This window comes from Brachybacterium sp. p3-SID957 (assembly GCF_025144775.1).
Classification (GTDB): Bacteria; Actinomycetota; Actinomycetes; order Actinomycetales; family Dermabacteraceae; genus Brachybacterium; species Brachybacterium epidermidis.
The window spans coordinates 14,250-30,657 of record NZ_JALXKT010000022.1 but is presented as its reverse complement, the minus strand read 5'-3'; the positions used below and the strand labels follow the sequence as shown (position 1 = coordinate 30,657).

The following is a 16,408-nucleotide window of genomic DNA, read 5'->3' as shown; positions in this document are numbered from 1 at the left end:
GATTCACCGTGACGACGCTCATATTCATGCATCCGGGTCACGAGGGGGCATCGTTCCGTCAGGCGTTCCATGGTTGGTCACGAAACGGCCGTACGATGGCGGGGACCCCATCAGTGTTGATCAAGGAGTTCACATGCGTCTGAATCCGACTCGTCGCGCCCTCATGGGTGGTGCCGCAGCTGCTTCCGCCCTCGGGCTGGCGAGCTGCCTGCAGAATCCCGACTCCGGTGGCAGCGGCGGTGGTGGCAACGGCAGCGACGGCGGCTCCGCCGGTGGCAGTGGCGATGGCGTCGTCACCATCCTGGGCAACTTCGGCGGTCAGGAGGCCGACGGCTTCAACTCGGCCCTGGCAGCCTTCACGGAGGAGACGGGGATCCAGGTCGAGTACACCTCCGACCAGGACTTCGTGAACACCATCCGCACCCGCGCCGGCGCCGGTGACGCCCCGGACATCGCCCTGTTCCCCCAGCCGGGCGGCCTTCTCGAGCTCGCCGCCGAGCACATCGCCCCGATCGGCGACTACCTCGACGAGGCCGCACTGAAGGAGAGCCTGATCCCCGGTTTCCTGGAGTCGGCCACCCTGGACGGCACCGTCTACGCCGCACCGGTGCGCCTGGCCGTGAAGTCCCTGGTCTGGTACCCCACTGCGGCGTACACCGAGGGCGGGTACAGCACCGAGCCGGCCACCCTGCAGGAGCTGCTGGCCATCGGTGACGAGATCAAGGCCTCCGGCATCGCCCCCTGGGCGGATGCCTGGAACGCCGATCAGGCCACGGGCTGGGTGGGCACCGACTGGCTGGAGGAGTTCATGCTCCGCATCCACGGCCCCGAGGTGTACGACCAGTGGACCAAGCACGAGATCCCCTTCAACGACCCGAAGGTGGTCCAGGCGCTGGACGAGCTCGGCACGCTGCTGAAGACCGAGGGCAACGTGCTGGGCGGATCGCAGACCATCCTCAACACCCCGTTCTCGGAGGCCGCGCTGCCGCTGTTCGAGGATCCGCCGGCCGCGATGCTGCACCGCCAGGGCAACTTCGTCACCGGCTTCTTCCCCGAGGACATCCAGTCCGACCTCGACAACGCCGTGGGCGTGTTCGCCCTGCCCAAGTGGGAGGGCGGCTTCGACGGCCAGCCGATCCTGGGCGGCGGCGACCTCGCAGCCCTGTTCGCCCGGGACGACGAGGAGGCCATCCAGGTGATGGAGTTCATCACCTCGCCGGACTTCGGCGGCGAGTGGGCGAAGGCGGGCGGCTGGCTGAGCCCGCACTCCACCTTCGACAACTCGCAGTACGCCGATGAGACCACCCGCTCCGTGGCGGACATCGCCTCCAATGCCGAGGTGTTCCGCTTCGACGGCTCGGACCTGATGCCGGGCTCCGTGGGCGGCGGCAGCTTCTGGACCGCGATGGTCGAGTGGATCGGCGGTGACAAGGACTCCCAGACGGTCCTCGACGAGGTGGAGGCCTCGTGGCCGGCGGAGTGACCGCGCCCTCACGCACCGGAGAGCCCGCGCCCGCCTCGGGTGCGGGCTCTCCCGCGCGGTCCCGCAGCGGTTCCCCCGCTCGTCCCCTGAGGATCCTCGTCGGGGTGGTGGGCCTCGCGGTCACCGCGTGGGTGGTGTGCACCGTGTTCCTTGCCTTCGCCTGGTATCCGCAGGCGTTCGGGGGCAGCGACATCCTGATCGGCCTGCTGGGCCTGGTGCTGGGCATCGGCGGCGCGATCGTGTTCTTCCTGTTCCTCAACATGGCGATCGAGGGGCTGCCCTCCCGGCTCAGCGGCGGGGTCATCCCCTACGCCTTCCTGCTGCCGGGGCTGAGCCTGATCGGCCTGATGCTGATCTACCCCACCGCTCAGACGGTGATCTACTCCTTCGCCAACGACCGCTCCACGCAATGGGTGGGTTTCCAGAACTACCAGCGGATCTTCGCCTCCGGTGCGTTCTGGCAGGCACTGCTGAACAACGTGCTGTGGGTGCTGGTGGTGCCGGCGATCACCGTGGCCTTCGGACTGGCGGTCGCCGTCCTGGCGGACAAGCTCTCGGCCCAGGGGGAGAAGACCTCGAAGTCGATGATCTTCCTGCCGATGGCGATCAGCTTCGTGGGGGCCTCGACCATCTGGGGCACGCTCATCTACGCGTACGACCGGCCCGGTACCGCCCAGACGGGCCTGCTCAACGCGGTGGTCGTCGCTCTCGGGGGCGAGCCGCAGACATGGCTGCAGATCTCCGACTACCGGCTCAACTCGCTGCTGATGATGGTGATCCTGATCTGGCTGCAGACGGGTTTTGCCATGGTGCTGCTGAGCTCGGCCATCAAGGCCGTCCCGGAGGACACCGTGGAGGCCGGCCGCATCGACGGTGCGAGCGAAATGCGGATCTTCTGGCAGATCATCTTTCCGCAGGTGCGGGGCACGGTGATCGCCGTGTTCATCACGATCCTGATCGTGGTGCTGAAGGTGTTCGACATCGTCTACGTGATGACCAACGGCCGCAACAACACCGACGTGATCGCCAATCTGTTCTTCCGCAAGCTGTTCACCGAGCAGAAGGCAGGGGAGGCCTCGGCGGTCGTGGTGGTGCTGCTGATCCTGGTGATGCCGGTGCTGATCTTCCAGGTGATCAGCTTCAAGCGACAGGAGGAGGGCCGATGACCGGGCGCATGAAGGACGGCCGCCGCCGTTCCCCCTTCGCGATCGTCACCATGATCCTGCTGGCGATCCTGTGGACGGTCCCCACGCTGGGACTGCTGGTGACCAGCTTCCGCACCCGTGAGGATGCCGCCTCCACCGCGTGGTGGACGGCCCTGTTCAACCCCTTCGGCTCCGGCTGGACGATGGACAACTACACCCGGGTGTTCACCAACACCAATCTGGGCCCCACCCTGATCAACTCGATCGTGGTGGCGGTCCCGGCCACCGTGCTGCCGATCATGTTCGCGGCCTTCGCGGCGTACGCGTTCACGTTCATCAAGTTCCGCGGCAAGGAGATCCTGTTCATCCTGATCGTGGCGCTGATGGTGGTGCCGATCCAGGTGGCGTTCCAGCCCATGCTGAACCTGCTGGGCCCGCGCGGCCTGGGCATCTCCGGCGAGTTCGTGGCGGTGTGGCTGCTGCACACCGGGTTCGGCATGCCGCTGGCGATCTACATCCTGCGCAACTACATGACGGGCCTTCCCGGTTCGCTCATCGAGAGCGCGAAGATCGACGGCGCCTCGCACTACCAGACGTTCTGGCGCCTGGTGGCGCCCCTCTCCCTGCCGGCGATCGCCGCGTTCGCCACCCTGCAGTTCCTGTGGGTGTGGAACGACCTGCTGATCGCCAAGCTGTTCCTGGGCGGCGGTTCCAACACCACGATCATCGTGGCGCTGCAGAACCTGCTGGGAACCCAGGGCCAGGGCGCCGAGCTGCTGACCGCCGGTGCGTTCATCTCCATGCTGGTCCCGCTGATCGTGTTCTTCTCGCTGCAGAACTTCCTGGTGCGAGGCATGACCGCGGGCTCGGTGAAGGGATGACCTGACCAGGAATAATCCCGTGCGCTCGCATCGGGGACCCTCTAGGGTTCCCGATGCGCGCTGCTGTGTGCGCACGACCGCCGGGCCGTTCCCCGTCCTGCACCGTCACCGGCCCCCCGCCCGGGCGCGGCGAGTGGACGGCCACGAGAGCATGAGAGGACCATGACCGTCCAGCGCATCACCGACGAGCTCTACAACTGGGCCAGCGTCCTGGACGAGGCCACCCTCGAACAGGCCCGCACCACCGCGGGCATGCCCTTCGTGTCCCCGCACCTGGCGTTGATGCCGGATGCCCACCTGGGCAAGGGTGCGACCGTCGGCTCCGTCATCCCCACCGATGGGGCGATCATCCCGGCGGCCGTCGGCGTGGACATCGGCTGCGGGATGATCGCGGTGCGCACCCAGTGGACCCAGGAGCAGGTGCGCGAAGCCGGCGCCCTGGTGGGGCTGCGCACGGGAATCGAGGATCGCGTGCCGGTCTCGGCGGGGAAGCACAACCGGCGCCTCACCGCGACGGCGACGCGCCGTGTCGAGCTGCTGGAGGCGCGGTACCACCAGCTGTTGGAGGAGTACCACGCGACCTGGGTCTCGAGCGCGCCGGTCATTCCCGGTCCGGACGGCCACGCCGAGAACTGGCGTCTGCAGCTGGGCACCCTCGGCTCCGGCAACCACTTCATCGAGATCACGGTGGACGAGGAGAACAGGGTGTGGGCGTTCCTGCACTCGGGATCCCGCGGCGTGGGCAACCGGATCGCCCAGCACCACATCAAGGTCGCCACCCAGCGCTGCCGCAGGGAGGGCATCGAGCTGCCGGACCGCGACCTGGCTCACCTGGCCGAGGGGACCGCGGAGTTCGACCACTACATCGCCGAGCTGCTGTGGGCCCAGGACTTCGCCCGGGAGAACCGTGAGGAGATGATGGACCGCACCCTGGACGCCCTGGGCGAGCACATGGGCGCACCCGCCGAGAGGTTCGAGGAGGTCAACTGCCACCACAACTTCACGCAGCGCGAACAGCACTTCGGCAAGGAGCTGTGGATCTCCCGCAAGGGGGCGATCTCCGCCCGTAAGGGCGAGATGGGCCTGATCCCGGGATCCATGGGCACGGCGTCCTACGTGGTGCGGGGACTGGGCAACCCCATGGCCTTCCACTCCTCGCCTCACGGTGCGGGACGCAGCTACTCGCGGTCCCGGGCCAGGAGGACCTTCACCCTCGAGCAGCTGCGCGAGGCGATGAAGGGCATCGAGTACCGCGACACCGACGTGTTCATCGACGAGATCCCCGCGGCCTACAAGGACATCGATCAGGTGATGGCCGATGCCGCCGATCTGGTCGAGGTGGTGCACCGCTTCGCCCAGATCGTGAACGTCAAGGGCGACTGACCGGGACCGGTCCGTGCCCGCTTGTCGGAGCCGGTCGGTAGATTGGGGGCATGACTTCCACCTCCGGTCACGGGGACCCCGGCTCCGAGGGCACGCTGCGCCTGCCGGAGCCGCTCAGCCCCGATCCGTCCACCGCGCCCGGCCTGCGGTGGGGGCTGATCTCCCCCGGTCACATCGCGGATCAGTTCACCGCGACGGCGCACCGGGCCACGGCCTCCCGGGTCGTCTCGGTCTGCTCCCGTTCGCAGGAGCGCGCCGAGGCGTTCGCCGCCGAGCACGGGGCCACCGGCGCCTTCGACTCGCCCCGGGCGATGCTGGAGGCCGGTGGGATCGACGTGGTCTACGTGGCCTCCCCCCACGCCCAGCACCACGCGTACGCACGCGCGGTGCTGGAGGCCGGCGTGCCGGTGGTGGTGGAGAAGGCCTTCACGCTGAACCGCCCCGAGGCCGAGGATCTGCTGGAGCTGGCCGCGCAGCACCGGTTGTTCGCGATGGAGGCGATGTGGGCGCGCTTCCTGCCCCAGTACGACGTGCTGCGCCAGGTGCTCTCCTCCGGTCTGCTGGGCACGATCGTCGAGGTCTCGGCGGAGCACGGCCAGTGGTTCCCCGAGGATGCACAGCACCGCCTGTACGACCCTGCCCTGGGGGGCGGCGCACTGCTGGACCTGGGCGTGTACCCGCTCTCCTTCGCCCAGATGGTGGTGGGGGACCTGACGGACCCGGTGATCCAGGGTGATCTTGCCTTCACCGGTGTGGACGCCTACGTGGGCCTGCTGGCCCGCGGCGCACGCGGCGGTCGAGCCCGCGTGGCCACCACCCTGAACGCCCGCATGCCCAACGAGGCCGTGGTCACCGGAACGGAGGGCACGGCGCGGCTCACCGGTCCGTTCTACGCCCCGGGCACCCTGGCCGTCTCGCTGCGGGACGGCCGCAGCGCGCGCTTCGAGCATCCCGGGGCGCCGGGTGACGGCATGGCCTACGAGATCGCCGAGGCCGCCCGCCGGATCAGCGCGGGCGAGCAGCAATCCCCCTGGATGAGCTGGGAGGACACCCTGTCGGTGATGGGAACCATGGATGCCGCCCGCGCCGCGCTCGGCGTCACCTACCCCGGAGAGGTTGCCTCATGAGCGTCCTGGACTCCACCTCGCTGCGGATCCCCCAGCCCCACCCGCCCCGTCGCGGGGTGTTCATCTCCTTCGAGGGCGGTGACGGCGCCGGGAAGACCACGCAGATGGCGATGCTGGGACAGCACCTGGTGCAGGAGCGGCACGTCTCGGAGGACCTGGTGCTCACGACCCGGGAACCGGGGGGCACCGAGCTGGGCGAGCAGATCCGCCAGCTGCTCCTGCACGGGGAGCACGTCGACGAGCGCGCCGAGGCCCTGCTGTACGCCGCCGATCGCGCCCACCACATCGCCACTGTGGTGCGTCCCCACCTGGCCCGCGGCGGCCTGGTGCTGAGCGACCGCTACCTGGACTCCTCCATCGCCTACCAGGGTGCCGGCCGGGATCTGGACCCCTCCCAGATCGGGGCACTGTCCCTGTGGGCCACCGAGGGCCTGCTGCCGGACCGCACCATCCTGCTGGACCTCCCCCCCGATGTGCTGGACCAGCGGCGGGACGCCCAGGACCAGGACCGCCTCGAGCTGGCCGGGCTGGAGTTCCATGCGGCGGTGCGCTCCACTTTCCTGGACATGGCCCGGGCAGAGCCGGAGCGGTTCCGGGTGATCGACGGCACCCAGCCCCGGGAGGCGGTGCACGCACAGGTGCTGGAGGCCGTGGCCGAGGTGCTCGCCCGCTTCGACCCCACCTTCGAGCCTGCTGACCCACCTGCCCACCGTGACGAGCAGTGAGGGCAGGCCCCCGGTGAGCGTCTGGGACGACGTAGTGGGCCAGGAGCAGGCGGTCGCGCAGTTCCAGCGCGCCGCCTCCCCGGAGGGCTCGCTCGCGCAGGCATGGCTGATCACCGGACCGCCCGGATCGGGCCGCTCCACGGCGGCCCGCGCATTCGCCGCCACCCTGCAGTGCGAGCACGCCACCGGGTGCGGGGCCTGCCAGGCCTGCCGCACCGTGCTGGCGAACACCCATCCCGACGTCACGGTGGTGGCCACGGACAAGCTCTCGATCTCCAAGGACGACGTGCGCGCCCTGGTGCTCACCGCGCAGCGCGCCCCCGCCACGGGTCGTCACCGCGTGATCGTGGTGGAGGATGCCGACAGGATGAGCGCAGGCACCTTCAACGTGCTGCTGAAGTCGATCGAGGAGCCTCCCCCGGCCACGGTGTGGATGCTGTGCGCACCGTCGGCGGAGGATCTCGCCCCCACCATCAGGTCGCGCTGCCGGTTGGTCACCCTGGCAGTGCCGTCTGCGCAGGTGGTGGCGGAGCTGCTGGTGCGTCGGAACGACGTGGAGCCGCAGCTGGCGGAGCGCTCAGCACGTGCGGCCCAGGGGCACATCGGGCTGGCCCTGCGCTATGCCACGCAGGAGGGCGCCCTGGATGCCCGGGAGGAGTCCGCGCGCTCCCTGCTGGGGCTGCGGGGCGCCGGGGAGGCGGTGCTGGCGGCCCAGGCGCTGGTCGAGCGCGCCACCGCGGAGGCGAAGACCCACGCCGACGCGGTGGCCGAGGAGGACCGCGCGGCCTTCCTGCGCTCCGCCGGTATCGAGGACGGCAAGGTCCCGCCGTCACTGCGCTCGCAGATGAAGCAGCTGGAGGAGGATGCCAAGCGCAGGCAGACCCGCCTGGTCCGCGATGTTCTGGACCGCTACCTGCTGGATGCCCATTCCGTGCTGCGGGATGTGCTGACCGTGCAGATCGGCTCCGGCGGTGAGATGGTCAACCCGGGCGTGGAGGCGGAGATCCGTCGCGCGGCCGGAACCGGCGAGGGCCGCATCACGCTGGGGCTGCTGGAAGCGGTGCAGGAGGCACGCGCGCGCATTGCCGGCAATGTGCCGCCGCTGCTGGCCATCGAGGCGCTGCTGGCGCGGGTGGCGGTGTCCCAGCGCTGAGCGCGCCGGGGCTCAGTCGCCCTTCGGCCCCTCGTCCGTCGGAGCCTCGGCAGCGCCGATCGCGCCTTCACCGGCCCCGGCCGTCGGGGACTGCGCCTGCTTCTGGTACTCGACGTCGAGCTCATCGAGGACCACCCCGGTGGCTCGCGGGATCTCGCGGTCGCCGTCGTCCTTGCCGGTCTCCGAATGGGCGCCGCAGCCGTAGCCGAGGTGGACGACGCGGCCGTCGGCGGGGGACCACTCGTTGGTGCACACCCCGAACTCGTGGCGCAGGGATCCATCCAGCTTCGAGAGGAACCCGCAGCTGGCGCAGTTCGCGGTCACGGTGCCACGACGACGGCGCTGCGAGGTGGGCCGGGGCCCGAACTCCCCCTCGGCCCACCGCTCGGCTGCATCGGCCCGGCCCGCAGGCGAGAGCACGCGCACCCGGCCCAGGCCCAGCTCCCAGTTCGCCACGCGGTCGGCATCCTCGTCGCCGGTGCTCTCGTAGCCGTGCTCGAGGCGCTCGTCGTACTCCTTGTACGGCATGAGGTCGTCGGCACCGACGTCCTCCGGCTTCAGACGCTCCGACCAGGGCTCCCAGTCAGGGGCCAGCAGCGCACCCTCACCGGGCAGCAGCGCAGTCTCGGCCACGGTCGCGCTCTTGGCGCGCGGGGCACGAACCAGGATCGCCACCCACGACCAGCCGCGGTACCCGGGCATCATGCAGTCGAACACGTGGGTGACCACGCGATCGCCGCTGGCCTCCGCCCGCAGGTGCTCACCGACCTGACCGGGCTCGGTGACCTCCTCGAGAGCCGCACGCGCGAGGTCGACGGCCTCGGCGGCGATCGCATCGAGCTTCGGGCGGGCACTCCTGGAGCGGCGCGGGGTGCTGGTGGCGGAGGTCATGCTCAGGCCTCGAAACTGTCGGCGACGGCTCGCAGCACGGTGGAGATCTTCTGCGCGTGACCGCGATCGGGGTAGCGGCCCTTGCGCAGGCCGTTGGAGGCATCGTCCAGCAGGCGGATCAGATCCTCCACCATCACCGCCATGTCGTCCGGCTTCGGTCGACGGGCGCGGCTCACCGAGGGAGCCGGCTCCATCAGCTGCAGGGAGAGGACCTGGGGGCCGCGACGACCGTCAACCATGTCGAACTCCACCCGGGCACCGGGGCGCAGGGTGGCCACCCCGTCCGGCAGGTTCGAGGCATGCACGTAGACGCTCTGGCCGTCCTCGTCATCGAGGATGAAGCCGAAGCCCTTCTCGGCGTCGTAGAACTTCACCTTGCCGCGTGGCACGTGGATCCCGCCTTGTCTGCTGTCGTGGAGCTGCTGGTCCTGAGGGAACCGGTGGGCAATCGCCTCGCACTGCGCACGGGTGCGCGGATGCGGGCATGCTCGCCGGGCGCCGGGGGTCCGGCGACGCTCAAGTCTACAGCCCGCCTCCCACGATCGGGGGGCGGTGATGGGAGCGAGGCCGGGCTCTCAGTTCCTGCGGCGCTCCGGCGGGATCTGCCGCACCGGGGCGTCCCAGGGCACGGGGTCCAGTCCCAGGCCCACCAGCATCTGCTCGATGATCATCGCGGTGAAGCCCCACACGAACGCGTCCTCGGGCAGGTCGAACACCGGACCGACGGGTCGGTCATCCAGCAGTCCTCGGTAGCGACGGGCGGGATCGGTCAGGGAGCCCTCACCGGTGAGTCGGGCCCACACCACGCGCTCCACCTCCACCGGGTCCTGCGCGCGCAGCGGGGGCCTGGTGGGCGTCCACGCCAGCACCGGGGTGACGTGCTGGGAGCGCCACGGCATGGGGATCCCGGCGAAGGCACCGAGCACAGTCACCTCCCGCGGGTCCAGCCCCGTCTCCTCCTGCGCCTCGCGCAGCGCGGTGTGCACCTCGTCGCGATCACCCGGGTCCGCCCCTCCGCCGGGGAGGGCGAACTGGCCGGGCTGGGAGCGCAGGCAGTGCCCCCGCTCCTCCAGCACCAGCTGCGAATCCTCCAGATCGGTGCCGGCCACGAGCAGCAGCACCGAGCTGCGACGAGGGGGCCGGGACGCAGCCAGCTGCGACCGGGCGTCACGGGAGCGGTCCAGCAGCACCTCTCCCCCGCGACCGGCGCGCGCGGCGAGCTCGCTCAGGAACCCGGGGTGGCCCACCCGGGCAGCCGCGCGCTCCTGACCCTCCCCCATCAGGCCACCTCCGCGCTGGGGCAGATGTCGGCCAGCACGCAGCGGCCGCACTGCGGCGCACGCGCCAGGCACACGCGGCGCCCGTGCAGGATCAGCCGCAGGTGCAGGGCCGTCAGGTCGGTCCGCTGCCCGTCGGCGCCCTCTCCGCCTGCGGCGGCTTCCTGCTCCACCCGGGCCACCACGGCGGTCTCCACCTTCACCGGGTCCTTCGCCTCGGTCCAGTCCAGTCGCCGGGCGAGGCGGCCGACGTGGGTGTCCACCGCCAGCAGGGAGTGGCCGAACCAGGCACCGCGCACCACGTAGGCAGTCTTCCTGCCGACGCCCGGCAGCGCCTCGAGCGCTTTCTGGTCATCGGGCACCTCGCCGGCGTGATCGCGCACGAGGTCCTGGGCCAGCCCGATGATGCGGCCGGCCCGGGTGCCTCCCATGCCGAGCGGGCGCAGCAGGGCGGCCACCTGCTCCTCGTCGGCACCCGCGAGTGCAGCGGCATCGGGCCAGCGCGAGAACAGCTCGGGGGTCAGGGAGTTGACCCGCACGTCGGTGGTCTGGGCCGAGAGGACTGTGGCGACCAGGAGCTCGAATGCGTCGCGATGATCGAGCTCGGTGCGAGCTGCGGGGTACTCCTGGCCAAGCCGGGCATGCACCTCGGCGACGGGGGCCGGCGCCTTGGCAGCGGGCGCCTTCCGCGCGGGCCGCTTCCGCGTCGGCACCTTCCGCGCGGGCCGCTTCTGCAGGCTCTCGTCCTGCGCGTCCGGGCTCGCGGACCCGCGAGAGGCACGCCTGCCCGTTGACGACATGGTGATCAGTGCTCCTGGGGTGTTTCGAGGGCCCGTGTCGGCGGGTGAACCGGAACCGGACCCGAAGGCGCGGTAGCCTGTGAGCATCGTGTGATCACTGCCACCGTGCGCGACGGCAGCGGTCACGATGAGTAGACCAGATCGGCCCCGGCGCCCGGGGCCCCACCCTCAGGAGGTTCCGTGGACGAGAACATCGTACGGTCGTCGCCGCTGTTCGCCGCGCTCGACGAGGACGGCAAGCAGGCCGTGCTCGCGTCGATGTCGCAGGAGGACTACCACCGCAGCGCCGTCATCTTCCGCGAGGGGGATCCCGGCGATCGCCTGTTCATCATCGGCACCGGAAAGGTGAAGGTGGGCCACGCCTCCGGCGACGGCCGCGAGAACCTGCTGGCCGTGCTGGGCCCGGGCGAGACCCTCGGCGAGCTCTCCCTGTTCGATCCGGCTCCCCGCAACGCCACGGCCACCGCGGTGGCCGAGTCCACCCTGTACTCGCTGACCCAGCAGGACCTGTACCGGGTCCTGGCCCAGCGCCCGGAGGTGGGCCGCCACCTGCTGGCCTCCCTCGCGCGGCGTCTGCGCAAGACCAACGAGTCGCTGGCGGACCTGGTCTTCGCCGACGTGCCGGGTCGCGTGGCCAAGAACCTGCTGGATCTCGCGCAGCGCTTCGGACGTCAGACCGACGACGGCGTGATGGTGGCCCACGGGCTCACTCAGGAGGAGCTGGCGCAGCTGGTCGGCGCTTCCCGCGAGACCGTGAACAAGGCCCTGGCGGACTTCGCCTCCCGCGGCTGGATCCGCCTGGAGGCCCGCGCGGTGCTGCTGCAGGACATCGAGCGCCTGCGCCGCCGCGCCCGCTGATCCCCACGAGCACGACGACGGCGCGTCCCCGGCATCCGGGGGCGCGCCGTCATCGCATCCGGTGGCGAAGCGAGCTCAGGCGCTGAAGCCCACCGGTGAGCCCACCAGGGCCGCGCGCGGACCGGGCTCCTCAGCCGTTCTGACCCAGGTGGTCGAGCGTGGCCCGGAGGTTCCAGCGGGCAGCCTTCTCGAGCTGAGCAGGCAGGTCGGCCCCGTACACGACGCGCAGCAGACGGTCCATCGTCAGGATCCCCGCGGTGCGGGCACGGCGCACCTGCTCGATGCGCTCGTGGCGGTGAGCGATGGCCTGCTCAATGGCCTCCAGCGCCTCGAGCGGCGAGAGGTACGGCTCGCCGTGGCCCGGGTACAGGGACGAGACGCGCCCGTCCGATGTCATCGCACGCAGGATCGCGAGGGACTGCAGGTACTCGCCCAGGTCCCCGCCGTGGTCAGGGACGATCACGGTGGAGGAGCCCCCCAGCAGGGTGTCACCGGTGAGCATCCTGCCGCCCTCCACCAGCACTCCGACGGAATCGGCGGTGTGCCCGGGAAGATGGATCACGTGCCCGGCGGTGCCCCTGTCACCGTCCAGCACGGCCGGCAGGGGCCGTGACCCGGCCACGGTTCGCTGATCGGCCGCCCACAGGGGGACGTCCCGACCGGTGCGGGCGGAGAGCTGCCGGGCCAGGGTGGCGGCACCGGCGGCGTGGTCGGCATGGTGGTGGGTGACCAGCACACCCATCGGCTGTGCGTCGGCCCCGCAGGCCAGCAGCACATCGGCCAGGTGCTCAGGGTCCTTCGGGCCCGGGTCCACGACCCACACCTGGGCGCCGTCCCGCAGCACGTAGGTGCAGGTGCCCGTCAGGGTCATCGGGCCCGGGTTGGGCGCCCGCAGCGTGATCAGCTCGACGCCGGGGGCCTCCGGGTCTCGGTCCGGGTACTGCTCGGACACGGCTCAGGTGGTCCGCTGGATCTCGACCTGCAGCTCGAGCTCCACCGGGGCATCCAGCGGGAGAGCGGCGACCCCCACGGCGCTGCGTGCATGGGAGCCGCGCTCGCCGAACAGCTCGCCCAGCAGCTCGCTGGCGCCGTTGATGACGGCGGGCTGAGCGGTGAACGAGGGATCCGAGGCGACGAAACCGGTCAGCCTCACCACCTGCGCGATCTGGTCCAGCGATCCCACCAGGTCCTCGATCGCGGCCAGAGCGTTGAGGGCGCAGGTGGCGGCGAGCTCGGCCGCCTGCTCCGCAGTGACCTCCGCACCCACCTTGCCGGTGCGCGGCAGCTCGCCGTCCACGAAGGGCAGCTGGCCGGAGGTGAGCACGTGGTCACCGGTGCGCACGGCCGGCACATAGGCGGCCACAGGCGCGGCCACGCCGGGAAGCTCCAGGCCCAGCTCGGACAGGCGCTGGCGGATGCGGGAGCCGTCGGACGCGGCGGAGGGGGGCGTGGCGGGAACGGTCATCGATCAGCCCTCCGAGAGCGGCCGCTTGAGGTACGCGACCAGGGACTCGGGGTTGGGGCCGGGCACCACCTGCACCAGCTCCCATCCCTCCTCGCCGTAGTTGTCGAGGATCTGCTTGGTGGCGTGGATCAGCAGCGGAACGGTCAGGTATTCCCAGCGGGTGTAGGTGCTCATGGGGCGAAGCCTACCGGCCGTGGAGCTCCTGGGCGGAGGCGGTCACATGCCGCCGGCGGCGGCGCGACGTGCGGCGAAGGCGAGCGCGGCACCCCAGTCGCTGACGTCGGGGTGGCGGCGCAGCAGGCGCCGGCGCTCACGCTCGGTCATCCCGCCCCACACACCGAAGTCGATGCGGTTCTCCAGCGCGTCCACCAGGCACTGGGTGCGCACCGGGCAGCCACCGCAGGCCGTCTTGACGGCATGCTGCTCGGCCCCCTGGACGAAGAATTCGTCCGGGTCCATGGTGGCGCAGGCTCCGCGAGCAGCCCAACTGCGGTCCTCGGCCTCCCCGAGTGCCCGCGCAGTCGTCACCCCTACGGTCATGTCAGTCCCCTTCCGAATCCTCGTCGACCCGTGAGTTCCTCCCACATGGTAGGGACCAGGTGCGACACTCGCCAAACCTCCATGCCACGCCGGGGATCCTGTGGTATGCCGCAGCGCTCTCGGCGGCTGGCTCCGCGTGGCGTTCCGGGGGTGCCCCCTTGCTCGACCTCGCGTGCCGACAGCCATGGGCTTCGTGAAGATTTCGCCAGGACGTGTCCTGCTTCATGGAACCGGCCCGGGCCTGCCCGTACTGTGGGTTCATGGCCACTTCCTCGCCCAGCCGCCCCGCACAGCGGCGCTCACTGCCCGCCGCGCTGGCGCAGACCCTCTACCTGCTGCTGGGGATCATCGCCGTGGCAGGCCTGGGCGGCGTGCTGCTGGCCGCGTTCTTCCTGCCGGCGGTCTCGGCCACCTCCGCCGTGGCCGAGGACGGCGTGGCCCTGTTCGAGTCCTACCCCTCCGAGCTGGAGGTGGCACCGCTGAACGAGGCCAGCCGCATCGAGGCGGCCGACGGCTCCCTGCTGGCCACCTTCTACACCGAGAACCGGATCATGGTGCCGCTGGAGGAGATCTCCCCGCACATGCAGCACGCGGTGATCGCGGTGGAGGACCGCCGGTTCTACGAGCACGGCGGCGTGGACCCGCGCGGCCTCACCCGCGCCTTCCTGTCCAATTCGGTGGGCGGCGCCACCCAGGGCGGCTCCACCCTCACTCAGCAGTACGTCAAGAACGCCCTGCTGATGGACGCCGTGCAGCGCGGCGACCAGGAGGACATCGAGGCCGCCACCGAGACCACCTACGGGCGCAAGCTGCGCGAGGCCAAGCTCGCCATCTCGCTGGAGAAGAAGTGGGGCAAGGACGAGATCCTCAACGGCTACCTGAACGTCGCCCAGTTCGGGCCGTCCCAGTACGGCGTGGAGACGGCCTCGCAGCACTACTTCTCCAAGAGCGCGAAGGATCTCAACCCCGGCGAGGCCGCGATGCTGGCGGGCATCACCAACGGCCCCAACCAGTACGACCCGGTGGCCCACCCCGAGGCGGGGGAGAAAAGACGCAACGAGGTGCTGGGGGACATGCACCGCGAGGGCTACATCACCGATGAGGAGTACGAGCAGTACCGCGCCCAGCCGGTCGAGGAGATGCTGCAGATCCAGGAGGTGCGGGCCGGCTGCGCCGACGCCGGCCGCAGCGGGTTCTTCTGCGACTACGTCACCCGTACCCTGCTGAACGACCCGGAGTTCGCCCCCACCTACGAGGAGCGCCGCAAGCTGCTCTACGGCGGCGGGCTCACCATCCGCACCACGCTGGATCCGGCCAAGCAGAAGGCCGCCGAGGACATCCTGCAGCGCAGGGTGCCGGCCGATGCCGGACACGGCTTCGGCCACTCGATCGTGACGGTGGAGCCGGGCACCGGCAAGATCCTGGTGATGGCGCAGAACCGCACCTTCAATCCCCACCAGGAGATCGGTCCGGGCGAGACGGCCATCAACTACAACGTGCCCAACGCCCTGGGGGGCTCCAACGGCTTCCCCGTCGGCTCGACCTTCAAGCCCTTCGTGCTCCAGGAGTGGATCAAGAGCGACCACAGCATCTACGACACCGTCGGCACGAAGCGCGAGGTGATGACCGAGTTCCCGGGAAAGTGCCTCGGCGGCGGCGCGTGGCGCGAGACCTCCCCCGGCTGGAACCCCGACAACGCAGTCTCGGTGACGCTGCAGCCGATGGAGACGGTGCTGAACTCCACCAAGTTCTCCGTCAACACCAGCTACGCCAACATGGCCCGTCAGCTGGACCTGTGCGACATCGCCGAGACCGCCCGCTCCGTGGGCGTGGTGCCGGCCACGTACAACCCCTACGACCAGTCCACCTGGGACATGCCGATCGAGGACATGTACGGCACCGAGCTCGCACCGTCCGTGGTGGTGCTCGGTGAGCTGCGGATCTCCGCCCTGGACATGGCCGGGGCCTACGCCACCTACGCCTCCGGCGGTGTCTACTGCCGCCCCCAGGCGGTCACCGAGGTGATCGATCGCAACGGTGAGCCGATGCCCATCACCGGCGCCGAGTGCGAGCAGCGCATGGACAAGGCGGACGCCGACTCCATGGCGTGGGTGCTCCAGCAGGACCTCGAGGACCCCCGCGCCACCGGCAAGGGCCGCACGATCCCCGGCCACCCCGCGGGCGGCAAGACCGGAACCTCCAATCAGCAGTTCCACACCTGGTACGTGGGCTTCACCCGCCAGATGTCCACCGCCGTGTGGTTCGGCCACCCCCAGGAGAACATCCGCCCCCAGGGCTTCAACGTCGACGACACCTACCTGCGCCAAGGCAAGGTGTGGGGCAACACCGTCTCCCTGCCCACCTGGCAGGAGTACATGACGGCGGTCCACGAGGGCCTGCCCGCCGAGGCCTTCCCTCCGGCTCCGGCGCGGCCCACTCCCCCGGGCCCGGGCCAGGTGGGAGAGGTGACACCTGGCACCGTGCCCAACGTCGCGGGCATGTACCTCTCCCAGGCACAGACCGCGGTCGAGCAGGCGGGCTACCGCGTGGAGGTGCGTCGAGAGCCGTCGGACTCCGTGGACCAGTGGTTCGTGATCGGCACTGATCCTGCCCCTGGCACCGACCTGCCCGAGGGCAGCACCGTGACCATCCGCCAGTCGACTGGCCGGGAGGGCTGAGC

17 protein-coding genes are annotated in these 16,408 nt (G+C 70.5%); 9 read left to right on the top strand and 8 right to left on the bottom strand.

The genetic code is table 11. The annotated features are described in order from the left end of the window. Window positions 1-133: 133 nt before the first annotated feature. The 7 genes from M3B01_RS06640 to M3B01_RS06610 all read left to right on the top strand — a co-directional run bounded on the left by M3B01_RS06640 (window position 134) and on the right by M3B01_RS06610 (window position 7,897). Window positions 134-1,483 carry an ABC transporter substrate-binding protein gene (locus M3B01_RS06640; protein ID WP_259790412.1) on the top strand — a complete coding sequence of 450 codons (1,350 nt, stop codon included), beginning with the start codon at window positions 134-136 and terminating at the stop codon, window positions 1,481-1,483. After that, window positions 1,468-2,649: a carbohydrate ABC transporter permease gene (locus M3B01_RS06635; protein ID WP_259790408.1), complete on the top strand. Its 1,182-nt coding sequence runs from the start codon at window positions 1,468-1,470 to the stop codon at window positions 2,647-2,649. Before M3B01_RS06640 ends, M3B01_RS06635 begins: the two co-directional genes overlap by 16 nt. Beyond that, the gene (locus tag M3B01_RS06630) at window positions 2,646-3,509 is read left to right on the top strand and encodes a carbohydrate ABC transporter permease (protein WP_259790406.1); all 864 of its coding nucleotides are present in this window, start codon (window positions 2,646-2,648) and stop codon (window positions 3,507-3,509) included. The genes M3B01_RS06635 and M3B01_RS06630 overlap by 4 nt, the downstream gene beginning before the upstream one ends. A 162-nt stretch (window positions 3,510-3,671) precedes the next feature. Then, window positions 3,672-4,892 (top strand): RtcB family protein, encoded by a 1,221-nt coding sequence (locus M3B01_RS06625; protein ID WP_259790404.1) that lies wholly within the window; start codon window positions 3,672-3,674, stop codon window positions 4,890-4,892. A 50-nt stretch (window positions 4,893-4,942) separates the two neighbouring features. Beyond that, entirely contained in the window at window positions 4,943-6,019 is a 1,077-nt protein-coding gene (locus M3B01_RS06620) for a Gfo/Idh/MocA family protein (RefSeq protein WP_259790403.1), read from the top strand. After that, complete coding sequence (gene tmk, locus M3B01_RS06615) at window positions 6,016-6,744, top strand: dTMP kinase (protein WP_259790401.1); 729 nt, start codon at window positions 6,016-6,018, stop codon at window positions 6,742-6,744. The genes M3B01_RS06620 and tmk overlap by 4 nt, the downstream gene beginning before the upstream one ends. Window positions 6,745-6,757: 13 nt before the next feature. After that, entirely contained in the window at window positions 6,758-7,897 is a 1,140-nt protein-coding gene (locus M3B01_RS06610; protein ID WP_259790400.1) for a DNA polymerase III subunit delta', read from the top strand. Window positions 7,898-7,909: 12 nt separating this feature from the next. Here the strand turns inward: M3B01_RS06610 and M3B01_RS06605 are convergent, their stop codons facing one another. The 4 genes from M3B01_RS06605 to nth all read right to left on the bottom strand — a co-directional run bounded on the left by M3B01_RS06605 (window position 7,910) and on the right by nth (window position 10,712). Further along, window positions 7,910-8,788, bottom strand: coding sequence for a DUF3027 domain-containing protein (locus M3B01_RS06605; protein WP_259790398.1), 879 nt, complete (start codon window positions 8,786-8,788; stop codon window positions 7,910-7,912). A 2-nt stretch (window positions 8,789-8,790) separates the two neighbouring features. Then, complete coding sequence (locus tag M3B01_RS06600) at window positions 8,791-9,177, bottom strand: cold-shock protein (RefSeq protein ID WP_017823275.1); 387 nt, start codon at window positions 9,175-9,177, stop codon at window positions 8,791-8,793. 186 nt (window positions 9,178-9,363) lie between these two features. After that, entirely contained in the window at window positions 9,364-10,068 is a 705-nt protein-coding gene (locus tag M3B01_RS06595) for a CoA pyrophosphatase (RefSeq protein ID WP_259790396.1), read from the bottom strand. After that, the gene (gene nth / locus M3B01_RS06590; RefSeq protein WP_259790394.1) at window positions 10,068-10,712 is read right to left on the bottom strand and encodes an endonuclease III; all 645 of its coding nucleotides are present in this window, start codon (window positions 10,710-10,712) and stop codon (window positions 10,068-10,070) included. The genes M3B01_RS06595 and nth overlap by 1 nt, the downstream gene beginning before the upstream one ends. 333 nt (window positions 10,713-11,045) lie before the next feature. Between nth and M3B01_RS06585 the strand changes: the two genes are divergently transcribed. Then, the gene (locus M3B01_RS06585) at window positions 11,046-11,723 is read left to right on the top strand and encodes a Crp/Fnr family transcriptional regulator (RefSeq protein WP_311199685.1); all 678 of its coding nucleotides are present in this window, start codon (window positions 11,046-11,048) and stop codon (window positions 11,721-11,723) included. 130 nt (window positions 11,724-11,853) lie between these two features. Here the strand turns inward: M3B01_RS06585 and M3B01_RS06580 are convergent, their stop codons facing one another. From M3B01_RS06580 to M3B01_RS06565, 4 genes are read right to left on the bottom strand one after another with little or no spacing between them, the layout of a single operon-like run. Continuing rightward, the gene (locus M3B01_RS06580; RefSeq protein ID WP_259790393.1) at window positions 11,854-12,675 is read right to left on the bottom strand and encodes an MBL fold metallo-hydrolase; all 822 of its coding nucleotides are present in this window, start codon (window positions 12,673-12,675) and stop codon (window positions 11,854-11,856) included. Between the two features lie 3 nt (window positions 12,676-12,678). Then, window positions 12,679-13,188, bottom strand: coding sequence for a RidA family protein (locus M3B01_RS06575; protein WP_193865268.1), 510 nt, complete (start codon window positions 13,186-13,188; stop codon window positions 12,679-12,681). Window positions 13,189-13,191: 3 nt separating this feature from the next. Next, the gene (locus M3B01_RS06570; protein ID WP_017823269.1) at window positions 13,192-13,362 is read right to left on the bottom strand and encodes a DUF4177 domain-containing protein; all 171 of its coding nucleotides are present in this window, start codon (window positions 13,360-13,362) and stop codon (window positions 13,192-13,194) included. A 42-nt stretch (window positions 13,363-13,404) separates the two neighbouring features. Continuing rightward, the gene (locus M3B01_RS06565) at window positions 13,405-13,728 is read right to left on the bottom strand and encodes a WhiB family transcriptional regulator (RefSeq protein ID WP_259790386.1); all 324 of its coding nucleotides are present in this window, start codon (window positions 13,726-13,728) and stop codon (window positions 13,405-13,407) included. Between the two features lie 260 nt (window positions 13,729-13,988). Here M3B01_RS06565 and M3B01_RS06560 point away from each other — a divergent pair, with 260 nt between their 5' ends. Beyond that, window positions 13,989-16,406, top strand: coding sequence for a penicillin-binding protein (locus M3B01_RS06560; RefSeq protein ID WP_259790383.1), 2,418 nt, complete (start codon window positions 13,989-13,991; stop codon window positions 16,404-16,406). Window positions 16,407-16,408 lie beyond the last annotated feature (2 nt).